Source organism: Mesorhizobium sp. M7A.F.Ca.US.007.01.2.1 (assembly GCF_003998165.1).
Taxonomy (GTDB): Bacteria; Pseudomonadota; Alphaproteobacteria; order Rhizobiales; family Rhizobiaceae; genus Mesorhizobium; species Mesorhizobium ciceri.
This window is the reverse complement of the sequence record NZ_RZQP01000192.1, coordinates 1-12,024: the sequence shown is the minus strand read 5'-3', so window position 1 is coordinate 12,024 and position 12,024 is coordinate 1. Positions and strand designations below refer to the sequence as shown.

Genomic DNA, 12,024 nt, shown 5'->3' with positions numbered 1-12,024 from the left:
ACGTCGAGAGCATCGACGGCGACCGCCTGTTCGGCCTTGTCGACGTGTCCGACAACGAGATCGCACGACCGGACCGCGACGCGAAATGGCACAAGGTGCCGCGCATCCGCACCCGGCTGTCGCCGACCCTGGAACTCGAGATTGCCGTTCCCGAGGGCGACTGGCTGGCCGCGCCAAGCATCGAGAGCGACCGCGCGGTGTCGGCCTATCTCGGCTTCGAGGCCTCGCTCCGTCCGTTTCGCCGCGAGAATGCCGGGCCTGACTATTCCGGCCCGCTGACCGCGGAGCGCTACCGCAAGGCGCCGATTCATCTATTGACCACGGCTTCGCTGGCACGCCTGAAAGCATTGCACCCGGAAGGGGTCGCCGACCCGCGCCGCTTCCGCCCCAACATCGTTGTCGACATGGCGGCCATCGAAGGCTCGTTTCCCGAAACGGAATGGATCGGCCGCAAGCTTGCCGTCGGCGATCTCCTGCTGACCATCTCGGAACCCTGCCGCCGCTGCGGTTTCACCATTGTCGCCCAGGATGGCTTCGACCATGATCCGGCGATCCTGCGCAACCTGGTCCGTCACAACGCCCATAATCTCGGCGTCTATTGCACGGTCGACAGGCCGGCGCGCGTCGAAGTCGGCGACGCGATGCGCTTCCTGTAAGCTATCGATACAGATCCGCCCGTGTCGGCGGCAGGCCGCTTGGACCGCGCGCGCGCTTGGTCACGACGGTCTGGAAAATCTGTGCCGATGCGCGCTCGAAGGTGATCGAACAGCCCGTCAGGTAAAGCAGCCATAGCCGCGCCCTGGCCTCGCCCACCTCGGCGATTGCCTCATCGAAGCGGGCCTGCAGCCGCTCGGCCCACAGCCTGCAGGTGCGGGCATAGTGCTCGCGCAGGTTCTCGACATCGTAGACGAGAAAACCATGCGCCTCGAGATTGCCTGTTGTCATGCCGATGGTGTCGAGTTCGCCGCCGGGAAAGATATATTTGAGCAGCGCCTTGAACTCCGGCCCCTTGCGCAAGGTCTTCTTGATGTCGCCCTTGCTGCGCCGGGTGATGGCGTGGTGCAGATAGATGCCGCCCGGCTTCAGCAGGCGATGAATGGTCTTGAAATAAGTCGCATGGTTGGCGAGCCCGAGATGTTCGAACATGCCGATCGACGAGATCTTGTCGAAGCTGCCGGTGAGTTCCGCATAGGATTTGATCTCGATGGTGATGCGGTCCTCCAGCCCCTCGGCGCGAATGCGTTCGCGGGCCAGCTCGGTCTGCGCCTGCGACAGCGACACACCGTGGCCGACGACGCCGTAGTTCTTTGCCGCATGGATCAGCATGGCGCCCCAGCCGCAGCCGATGTCGAGCAGTCGTTCGCCCGGTTTCAGCCGGAGCTTGCGGCAGATGTGGTCGAGCTTGTCGACCTGGGCCTCGTCGATGCCATTGGCGAAATCCTTGAAGTAGCCGCAGCTATAGACCATGCGCTCGTCGAGAAAGAGCCGGTAGAAGGCGTTCGAGATGTCATAGTGATGCTGGATCGCCTCCTGGCTCGAACCGCTGACATAGGGATTGCGCCCCGACAGATCGGTCCGCGCGCTCATCTGCTTGCGTGCCAAAAGCACGGAAGGCAGGTCGCGCAGGATCGCCATTTTCGGCAGCGACTTGAGCTTGGTTCTGAGCTTGCCTTGCGACGGCAGGGCATAAAAATCGAAGATCGTCCCGTCTTCGATGTCGATGGTCTTGGAAATCCACATCTCGATCAGCGTCGACAGGGACGGTCGCTTCACGATCTGCCAGACGATGTCCTGGTCGTTGATGGTGAGCACCGGACCAGTGGCGGGGCCTATCCGCTCCCCGGTCCACAGCCTGACCGCAAAACCCGGCTTCAATGTTTCGATCACCGTTCGAACGATGCGAGCGGCCTTTTCGGCTGCCTCCATGCGATTCCTCCGAATGCTGGCTCAGGGGCAGAAGTTTGCCCGGTCGGCCTGGCAATCGCAAGCCGGCCCGCACCAGGCCCGCCCCTTGGTTAATTTCAGACCTGCACCTTGTCTTTTGCTGCAATGCACCCCATCATGAGTATGTGTTCAACAAATCGAAAGGAGGTGATCCGATGTCGAGTGATTTCGTTTTCCAGAACGTGGCCTCAGCGGATTGCACTTTCGGGAAGCAGTCTTCCCGTTAAGGCGCGAAATGCGCGGCGGCTGACCTGATAGGTCATCGCCATGGGCCGCGCCACGGACGGAAACACGGAAGGCCGCCGGCTTCGAAAGAAGCGGCGGCCTTTTCCGTTTGCGGACCAGACTACTGGGTCAATGCGATCTTTTCGGTGTTGCGAATGATTTCCTGAAAGGCGTCGTCCAATTCGGCTCCGGTGGACACGTCGAAGAAATGCCTCTTGGCGGCGGAGGTATCCTTCGACGAACAATCCTTCAGCACCGCCTTTGCCTGGTCCCGCTCGGTTGTCGACATATCCTTGTCGTCCAGATCGAAGCCGATGGTGAAAATCTCGATGCCGTCGTTTTTCATGTTGTCGCACAGCGTTTCGGCGTTGCCGCGCGCAAGGGTGCCCTGCCTGTTGTAGCTGTCCCCAGCACCGGCGAAGGCCGTATTGAACTGGCCATCGGTCATCAGGATCGCGACCTTGGCGATCTTCTTCGGATCGGCATCCGAGGCACCCTTGCCAAGACCGGCATTCCTGATCGCAGTGCGCCATTGCGGCGACAGCATATAATAGGTCCACTGAATGGCGATCGCGCCGGCCGTAAACCCATTGGCCCGGAAGTCCTCGATCGATTCAAGCAAGGCATCGGAATCGGCGGTCAGCGGGATCACTTTCGCATCAGGGCACCTGTTCATGTCCCCGTCACCGAGATGATCGTCCCGGTTGACCAGAGCATAGTATTTCTTGCCGTTCCCGTCGGTGCGGACAGTATCCGGGCCGTCGGCGCTCATATCCGCGTTGCCGTTCTTGTCCTTGCGCTCGGTGGCGCAATTGTCGGGGCGTGGCATCGCCGCGCCGACAATGGAGATGTAGTCGCTGAAGGACGGCAGCAGATTTTTGCCCGTCTTGGCGACGAGAAGCGGACTGCCGGCGACGGGTGGGAGCTCAGTGCTGGCTTGTTTTTCGGCATAGACGTTTTCCGCCAGCTTGCCGGCGTTGACGCCAGATGCATAAGGCACAATCGCGACGCGGATGCGGGGGTTCTGCGGATCCTGTTTCTGCAGCATCGTCTGGACGGCGTTTTTTGCAGCTGTTTTCAGATCGCCGATTTTGTCGACCTTGCCGCGCTTGGCCATCGACCCCGTTATGTCGAGCATCATCGCCACTTCGACGGTCTTGTCCGAATAGAGCGCCGTCGTGGAGGCGGCGACGCGTTTCATGTCGCCCGTGCCAAAAATCGGGAAATACAGCCCGACATCGACATGGGCGTCAGCCTGGACCGTCTTGGCGGTCCTGTTGACGATCAGCCTGTCGAGTACGATCTGGTCGGCCTGCAGAATGCCTGCCTGGCTGTTGGCGTCGAGAAAGGCCTGCACCGATTTGTTGGCATCGGCTTCCTTGATGGCGCCGGTCGTTAGGTCGCGTGCCGTCGATGTGACCGCGGCGTCGACGACGCCTTGGAGGCTCGATCTGGCATTGTAGAGCTGCGATACGTTGACCGAGAAGCCAACAGCCAGCGCCAAGACCGAGGCGCTGAGGCCGAACAGGATTGCGAAATTTCCACCGCGATCCCTGGCGAACCCGCCGATCGCGTGAACAAGACCCCCGTAATTCCGCATCCTACAGCCTCCATTCGCCTCGGCCTCGTCGCCGCGGACAGGGCAATGCAGGATTCCCGCCGGATGACGCCGCTGGCTGGCAGAAGGCCGGCCGCTTGCCGCCAAATCATTGTTTTTGTTCGGCTTCAAGCTCCGCAAAGGTGAATGACTGGTAAACAGAAAAGCGCGGCCGCGGCTGCGTTTACGAGCCGGTTACCATGCTCAAGACGAAGCAATCACGGAATCCCGATGACGTCCTGTTGCGGGACAGGGTCCGTGTGCCGAAGCGGGCCAGTTGTCCCGAGACTGCAGGGCGCGAAATGATCGGATCCAACGCCTCCGGCCGTCGAAAGACCAAAGCGCCATCACGTTTGAAAACCAGGGCCGCTTTTGGCCGCGCCTCAAGGGGGTGTTGAGATTCAGGTCAGGCCAGGTCGAAAATGATGGCTTTCGAGAACCGGAGCGGAGCGGACATTTGGTCCGTGAGCACCGGAAGCGCAGAAAGCCGTCATTTGCAGACCGGCCTCACCTGAATCGACATACCGTTAGGCCAGCATCTGTGCGCCGACGGTCCTGTCGATACCGTGGTAGGGCGGGTTGAACAGATTGCCTTCCTGTTCATAGGTCCATACCTTGAACAGGCTGAGCCGGTGGGCGCCGAAACTATGCAGCAGCGGCACGTCGGTGGCGTCGCGGCCGCGGGCGATGACGATGCGGCCGATTCTTGGCGTGTTGTGGCGAGGATCGAACGTGTACCATTTGCCGTCGAGGAACACTTCCAGCCACGCCGAAAAGTCCATCGGTGCCGGATCGGCTGGCACGCCGATATCACCGAGATAGCCGTTCACATAGCGTGCCGGAATATTCATGCAGCGGCAAAGCGTGATCGCCAGATGAGCGAAGTCGCGGCAGACCCCGACGCGTTCCTCATGCGCCTGAGCCGCCGTGCGGGTCGAGCGCGCATAGCCATAGCCGAACGACAGCCGGTTGTGGACATAGTCGACGATCGCCTGCACGCGCGCCCAGCCGGACGGAATGTCGCCGAAGAGCTGCCAGGCCAGGCTGCTCAGATGATCCGTCTCGCAATAGCGGCTGCCCAGGAGATAACCGAGAACTTCGTCCGGCAGGTCCGCCACCGGCACTTCCCTGGCCAGCGTGTTTACCTCGTCCGTCTCGCCGCTGTCCTCGACGACCGCGTCGTACAGGATGCGAAAACCACCGGCGGGCGCTGTGAAGCGCCGGCAGGCATTGCCATGCAGATCGTGGTACAGCCTTGTCGGCACCGCGGGCGAGGTCAGCACCCGCGTCTGCCGCTTGATATCAGCCTGCCTGTCCCGATGGATCTCGAGCACTGAAATCACCGGCGTGGCGGCTACGCATTCGATGGCGATTTCATAGCCGAGCCGGATCAGCATCGTTGGTCCCCCCTTCGATCTTGTGAGAAGCAGTCCTTCCCAAACGCCCGGAGGATACCGTGGTTCCCTGGGCCGATCGAAAAGCCCACCCCGTGTCTTCCCCTGCCGCGGTCGAGACGTTAGGTTCGGCAACCCCACCAGCGCTCCCCGGACTCAAGGAAAATCATGTATTCAAGCAGAAAATTCGCGGCCTTCCTCTTCGACATGGACGGCACGCTCATCAATTCCATCGCCTCGGCGGAACGGGTGTGGAGCGATTGGGCACGCCGCCAGGGCCTCGACGTCGCTGCCTTCCTGCCGACGATCCATGGCGTACGCGCGATCGAGACCATCACCGGCCTGGCGCTGCCGGGCGTCGACCCGGCACACGAGGCTGATCTGCTGCTGAAGGCCGAGGCGGCCGATCTCGAAGGCATTATCCAGATCGCCGGCGCCGTGGCATTTCTCGATTCGCTGCCGCCCGAACGCTGGGCGATCGTAACCTCCGCCCCACGTGAGCTGGCGCTGTTGCGCATGAAGGCCGCGGGCATCCCCGTCCCGGCCGTCATCGTCGCAGCGGAAGATGTCTCCCGCGGCAAGCCGGCGCCCGATTGCTTCCGGCTTGGCGCGGAACGGCTCGGCTTCGACGCGCGCGACTGCCTCGTGTTCGAGGATGCCCCGGCCGGCATAGCGGCAGCCGAAGCGGCGGGCGCGGCGGTCATGGTCATCAGCGCCACGCACAAGCACCCCTTGCCAACGCAACACGCCGCGATCGCGGGCTACGACATGGTGGGCATCACCGTCGACGAGCGTGGCTGGATCGCGCTCGAGCCGCAGCGCAACGCCGCCTAGGCCGCGTCTAGAAATCGCTGGTCAGGCCCTTTACCTCCCAGTCGCCGTAGCGGCCGGGCTCCTTGCCGCCGCGGCCGCCGATTTCCTTCGGCGCCGAGGCTTCCTTTTCCAGGTACTTTACACGCCTTGCTTCGGCTTCCGCGAGCGCACGTCTGGCTTCCGGCGTCAGCGCCTTTGGCTCGACATCATGGGCAAGCTCGGCATCGGTTTTACTGGCTTCGTCGTTCATGCGATATTTCCAGCGGATTGAAACGGGAACTGGTGTTTCCCATCATATAGCGATGAGACGAAGCGGATCGACCCCTTTTCGCTATCACCTGGACAGGAGCAGACGATGAACACACTTCGCACCGCCATGCTTCTTGCCGCGATGACCGCGCTGTTCATGGGCGTCGGCTTTTTGATCGGCGGAACCGGCGGCATGATGATCGCGCTGCTGATCGCCGCCGGCACCAATCTGTTCAGCTACTGGAATGCCGACAAGATGGTGCTGTCGATGAACCGTGCCGTCGAGGTCGACGAGAAGAACGCGCCCGAATATTACGCCATCGTCCAGTCGCTCGCCAAACAGGCCGGCCTGCCCATGCCGAAGACCTACCTGATCGACAATCCGCAGCCGAACGCCTTTGCCACCGGCCGCAACCCGCAGAACGCGGCGGTCGCTGCCTCCACCGGCCTGTTGCAGGCGCTGACGCCTGAAGAGGTCGCAGCCGTCATGGCGCACGAACTCGCCCATGTGCAGCACCGCGACACGCTGACCATGACGATCGTCGCCACCTTTGCCGGTGCCATTTCGATGCTCGGCAATTTCGCCTTCTTTTTCAGTGGCAATCGCGACAACAATCCGTTCGGCTTTGTCGGCGTGCTGGCGGCGATGATCGTAGCGCCCTTTGCCGCGATGGTCGTGCAGATGGCGGTCAGCCGCACCCGCGAATACGAGGCCGACCGACGTGGCGCCGAAATCTGTGGACACCCGCTCTGGCTGGCATCGGCGCTTGACAAGATCGCCCGCGGCGCCGAACGCATCCGCAACCCCGATGCCGAGCGCAATCCCGCGACCGCGCATCTCTTCATCATCAATCCCCTTCACGGCGAGCGCATGGACAGCCTGTTCTCCACCCACCCCGCCACTGAGAACCGCATTGCAGCCTTGCAGGCGATGGCGCGCGACATGGCCGGCAGCGAAACCCGGGCTGCACCGCGCCAGGCCCCAACGCCACGCCAGGCGGACGAACTGCGGCCATCCGGCCCGTGGGATCAGACAGCACGGCCCGAGCAGCCGGCGGAGCCCGCCAAGCCCAAATCCAACCCATGGGGTCGCAATCCGACCGGGCCCAGGGGCCGGTGGTCGTGAGCGTGGCGGACAGAGGACCTCGACGCACGGTTTCAGGTGATCAGGAACACAGGGACGGCGGCGACTTCGTCGCCGGTCTCGCCGCGCGCAAGGCAGCGGCCCGCCTGCTGGCCGCCGTCATCGATGCCAGGACACCGCTTGACGGGCTGACCGATCACGAGAACGGCCACCCGCAATACAAGGCGCTCGATTTGCGCGATCGCGGCCTTGTCCGCGCCATTCTGGTCACCGCGCTGCGCTATCGCATGACCATATCGGGGCTCTTGGCGCGGCGCCTGGAAAAGCCGCTGCCGCCCAATGCCACGGCGCTGTCGCACATATTGCATGTGGCGGCCGCACAGATCCTGTTCCTCGATATTCCCGACAGCGCCGCCGTCGACATTGCGGTGACCCATGCCAAGTCCGATCCGCGCACGGTGCGGTTCTCCGGCCTCGTCAATGGCGTGCTGCGCACACTGGCACGGGCCAAGGAAACGGAATTGCCTGCCGCCCTTGCCGCCACCGACGAGGCGCCCGAATGGTTTTCCGACAGGCTGAAGACTACCTACGGCAACGAAAAGGCCAGACAGATCCTCGAAGCGCACCGCGTTGAGGCGCCGGTCGACTTCTCGGTCAAGGCCGATCCCGGACTCTGGGCCGAAAAACTCGGCGGCATCGTCCTGCCGACCGGCACGGTGCGGGTCGAGAATCTTGTCGGTCCTGTCACCGAATTGCCTGGCTTTGCCGAGGGCGCCTGGTGGGTCCAGGACGCCGCGGCCAGCCTGCCCGCCCGACTGTTCGGCGATGTCACGGGATTGCGGGTTGCCGATCTCTGCGCCGCGCCCGGCGGCAAGACCGCGCAGCTGATCGTTGCCGGCGCGAAGGTCACCGCCGTCGACACGTCAAAAAACCGGCTTGCGCGGCTGACGCAGAATCTCGAGCGCCTCGGCCTGTCCGCCGAGATCGTCCAGGCCGACCTGCTCAAATTCGAGCCGAAGGAATTGTTCGACGCCGTTCTCCTCGACGCGCCCTGCTCGTCGACCGGCACGGTGCGGCGGCACCCCGACGTGCCATGGACCAAGACTTCTGCCGATGTCGAAAAACTGGCCGACCTGCAGCGCAGGCTGCTCGCCCGCACTGTGACGCTGGTGAAGCCCGGCGGCAGGATCGTCTTTTCCAACTGTTCGCTCGATCCGCTCGAAGGCGAGGATCTCTGTCGCGCCTTTCTCGCCGGCACGCCTGAAATCACCAATGATCCGCTGCTGCAAGGCGAGATCGCCGGCATCGCTCCATTCCTGACGCCGCAAGGCACGCTGCGCACCACGCCCGCCGACCTGGACCTCGGCGCGCCGGAACGCTCAGGCCTCGACGGCTTCTTCGCCGCTCGCATGCGGCGAGCCGGCTAGGGCTTGAACTGCCGGATTTGCTGCCTTTTTTAGGCAGGACCGGGGGCAGAAGCAGGTGAACCGGCCCGGGCTCGTGGAATTCGCCTTCGCACGAATCGTGCAATCATGTAGACTCGGCGCCGGGGTAGAGGACGATCAGGAGGGGTTTTGGCACTGGCTGCCAGCAGCACGACGCGTCTGTGGACGCTTGTCGCGAAGGAGTTCTGGCGCAAAACGCGCCGGCGCCTGCGCGCCGGGCCTGTCTATCGCTGGCGCTATTCCGGCCGCACGCCGGAACGTGTGCTGATCGCACCGCCGGACCTGCGCCTCGCCGACCCGCAGATCGCACTCGAGATCTATTACGGCCGCTATCCCCTGTCGGGGCATCTGGTCGAGACCGGCGGCAAGTCGCCTTTCCAGATCAACGTGCCCAATCACGGGTGGCAGAAGACGCTGCACGGCTTTCGCTGGCTGCGCCATATGCGCGCCGCCGGCACGGAGCTTGCCGCTGCCAATGCCCGCGCCCTGGTCTCCGATTGGATCACCATGCATGGCAGCCATATTTCCGGCATCGCCTGGGAGCCCGGCACGACGGCCAAGCGCATCATCGCCTGGTTGCAGCACTCCTCGGTCGTATTGCAGGGCGCCGAGTTCCCTTTCTACCGCGCCTTCCTGAAGTCGGTTGCCATGCAGATCCGCTATCTCAGGTCGATGGCGCGCGAAATGCCCGACGGCAAGGACAGGCTGCGGGCCCGCATCGCGCTCGCCTTCGCTGCCTTGTCCCTGCCGGCGCCGGCATCGGCGCTGCGTGGCGCGACCCGCAACCTTGCCGAGGAACTCGACCGCCAGATCCTCGCCGATGGCGGGCACATTTCGCGCAATCCGATGGTCGTCCTGGAAATCCTCGCCGACCTTCTGCCGCTGCGCCAGACCTATGCCAACCAGGCGGAAACGCCGCCGCAGGCGCTGATCGGCGCCATCGACCGCATGCTGCCGGCGCTGCGCTTCTTCCGCCATCAGGATGGCAGCCTCGCCCGCTTCAACGGCATGGGCGCCACCATCCACGACCGCATCGCCACCATCCTGCGCCACGACGACACCGCTGGCGCGCCGCTGCTGCATGCGCCGCATTCCGGCTATGAGCGCCTGTCTATGGGCGGCACCACGGTCATCGCCGACACCGGCCCGCCGCCGCCGGTCGACGTGTCCAATGCCGCACATGCCAGCTGCCTTGCCTTCGAACTGTCGTCCGGGCGCCAGCACTACATCGTCAATGCCGGCATCGACACCTACGGCGCGGCTGAATTCCGGCCGCTGGCGCGCGCCACCGCCGCGCACTCGACCGCCACCATCAACGACACCTCGTCGGCGCGCTTCAGCCACTCGTTGCGCGTCAACGACCTGCTCGGTTCGCCGTTGATCGGCGGCCCGCAGCATGTGCAGTGCAAGCGCACCGATCAGAAAGGCGTTCAGGGTTTCATCGCCCGCCATGACGGCTATGTCGCGCGCTTTGGTTTCCTGCATGAGCGCGAGCTGAAGCTGTCGTCGAACGGCAATGTGCTGGCCGGCCGGGACCGCTTCCAGCGCCCCGGCAGTGCCGCGATCCGCAACAATGGCCGCGACTTCGTCACCGTCCGCTTCCACGTTCATCCCGATGTCAACCTTTTGCAGGACGAGCATGACCGCCTGGTGCTGGCCGCCGATCAGGCCGACACCTGGGTGTTCACATCGGCCGAAGTGGTGCCGGAGGTCGAGGAATCGATCTATTTCGCCGGTCTTGGCGGCCCGCGCCGCAGCCGCCAGATCGTGCTTGCCTTCAAGGCCTCGGAAATCGCCGAAGTCCACTGGCAGCTGACCCGCACCAGCATCGCCGGTTATCCGGAAAACAACTGACCTACCTGACCGCCGGTTTGATTTCCGGGCGGCATGTGCTACGGGCGCGGGCATCCACCACACCAGTCGTGAAAGGCCGCCAGCCCATGGCCGTCGCCGCCAAGAACATTCCCGCACCAGACCTGGTTCCCGTGCGCCGCGCCCTGCTCTCCGTTTTCGACAAAACCGGCCTCATCGATTTCGCCAAGGCGCTGGCAGCCGCAGGCGTCGAGCTGGTCTCGACCGGCGGCACGGCAAAGGCGATCTCTGACGCGGGCCTTCCGGTGCGCGACGTCTCCGAGCTCACCGGCTTTCCCGAGATCATGGATGGCCGCGTCAAGACCTTGCATCCCGGCGTGCATGGCGCGCTGCTTGGCGTGCGCGACGATCCGGAGCATTCAGCGGCAATGCGCAAATACGGCATCGAGCCGATCGATCTCGTCGTCTCCAATCTCTATCCGTTCGAGGAGGTCCGCCGCTCCGGCGCCGACTACGCATCGATCGTCGAGAACATCGACATTGGCGGCCCGGCCATGATCCGCGCCTCGGCCAAGAACCACGCCTATGTCGCCATCGTCACCGATCCCGGCGACTATGCCTCGGTGCTGAACGCGCTGGAGATGAACATCGGCTCGCTGTCGCTGGATTTCCGCAAGAAGCTGGCCGCCAAGGCCTTCGCCCGCACCGCCAGCTATGACGCGGCGATCTCCGGCTGGTTCGCCGAAGCGCTCGAGATCGAACACCCGACGTGGCGTGCCTTTGGCGGCAGGCTGGTCGAGGTGATGCGCTATGGCGAGAACCCGCATCAGAGCGCCGGCTTCTATATCGATGGCGACAAGCGGCCGGGCGTCGCCACGGCGCGTCAGTTGCAGGGCAAGCAGCTGTCCTACAACAACATCAACGACACCGACGCCGCCTTCGAGCTGGTCGGCGAGTTCGATCCGGCGCGTTCCGCCGCCGTCGCCATCATCAAGCACGCCAACCCGTGCGGCGTTGCCGAAGGCACCTCGCTGAAAGCCGCCTACGCCAAGGCGCTCGCCTGCGACCCGGTTTCGGCCTTCGGCGGCATCGTCGCGGTCAACCGCACCCTCGACGCCGAGGCGGCGGAAGAGATCGTAAAAACCTTCACCGAAGTCATCATAGCGCCCGGCGCCACTGACGAGGCAGCGGCCATCGTCGCGGCGAAGAAGAATTTGCGCCTGCTGGTCACCGGTGGGCTGCCGGATCCGCGCACGCCGGGCACGACGGTCAAATCCGTCGCCGGCGGTCTGCTCATCCAGGGCCGGGACAACGCTGTCGTCGACGACCTCGAACTGAAAGTGGTGACCAAGAGGGCGCCGACGCCGGTCGAAATGGCCGACCTGAAATTCGCCTTCCGCATCGCCAAGCACGTCAAGTCCAACGCCATCGTCTACGTCAGGGACGGCGCCACCGTCGGCA

10 protein-coding genes are annotated in these 12,024 nt (G+C 63.9%); 6 read left to right on the top strand and 4 right to left on the bottom strand.

What is annotated here, in order from left to right; translation table 11 throughout:
• Window positions 1-656 (top strand): MOSC domain-containing protein (locus EN949_RS26520; protein WP_127371827.1); only part of this gene is annotated, 656 nt, incomplete at its 5' end.
• A 1-nt stretch (window position 657) separates the two neighbouring features.
• Here EN949_RS26520 and EN949_RS26515 read toward each other — a convergent pair.
• The 3 genes from EN949_RS26515 to EN949_RS26505 form a co-directional block, all read right to left on the bottom strand.
• Window positions 658-1,926, bottom strand: coding sequence for a cyclopropane-fatty-acyl-phospholipid synthase family protein (locus EN949_RS26515; RefSeq protein ID WP_063169461.1), 1,269 nt, complete (start codon window positions 1,924-1,926; stop codon window positions 658-660).
• A gap of 364 nt (window positions 1,927-2,290) precedes the next feature.
• Window positions 2,291-3,769 carry a pilus assembly protein gene (locus EN949_RS26510; protein WP_063169462.1) on the bottom strand — a complete coding sequence of 493 codons (1,479 nt, stop codon included), beginning with the start codon at window positions 3,767-3,769 and terminating at the stop codon, window positions 2,291-2,293.
• Window positions 3,770-4,293: 524 nt separating this feature from the next.
• Window positions 4,294-5,163: a transglutaminase family protein gene (locus EN949_RS26505; protein ID WP_013529017.1), complete on the bottom strand. Its 870-nt coding sequence runs from the start codon at window positions 5,161-5,163 to the stop codon at window positions 4,294-4,296.
• Window positions 5,164-5,328: 165 nt separating this feature from the next.
• On the opposite strand from EN949_RS26505, the gene EN949_RS26500 reads away from it, so the two are divergent.
• Entirely contained in the window at window positions 5,329-5,994 is a 666-nt protein-coding gene (locus tag EN949_RS26500; protein WP_063169463.1) for an HAD-IA family hydrolase, read from the top strand.
• Window positions 5,995-6,001: 7 nt separating this feature from the next.
• Here EN949_RS26500 and EN949_RS26495 read toward each other — a convergent pair whose 3' ends face one another.
• Window positions 6,002-6,223, bottom strand: coding sequence for a DUF1674 domain-containing protein (locus EN949_RS26495; protein WP_024504209.1), 222 nt, complete (start codon window positions 6,221-6,223; stop codon window positions 6,002-6,004).
• Between the two features lie 105 nt (window positions 6,224-6,328).
• On the opposite strand from EN949_RS26495, the gene htpX reads away from it, so the two are divergent.
• From htpX to purH, 4 genes are all read left to right on the top strand, one after another.
• Complete coding sequence (gene htpX / locus EN949_RS26490) at window positions 6,329-7,348, top strand: zinc metalloprotease HtpX (protein WP_024504208.1); 1,020 nt, start codon at window positions 6,329-6,331, stop codon at window positions 7,346-7,348.
• Complete coding sequence (locus tag EN949_RS26485) at window positions 7,306-8,733, top strand: RsmB/NOP family class I SAM-dependent RNA methyltransferase (RefSeq protein WP_063169464.1); 1,428 nt, start codon at window positions 7,306-7,308, stop codon at window positions 8,731-8,733. The genes htpX and EN949_RS26485 overlap by 43 nt, the downstream gene beginning before the upstream one ends.
• Before the next feature lie 147 nt (window positions 8,734-8,880).
• The gene (locus EN949_RS26480) at window positions 8,881-10,605 is read left to right on the top strand and encodes a heparinase II/III family protein (RefSeq protein WP_013529012.1); all 1,725 of its coding nucleotides are present in this window, start codon (window positions 8,881-8,883) and stop codon (window positions 10,603-10,605) included.
• 86 nt (window positions 10,606-10,691) lie between these two features.
• Window positions 10,692-12,024 (top strand): bifunctional phosphoribosylaminoimidazolecarboxamide formyltransferase/IMP cyclohydrolase (gene purH / locus EN949_RS26475; protein ID WP_127371826.1); only part of this gene is annotated, 1,333 nt, incomplete at its 3' end.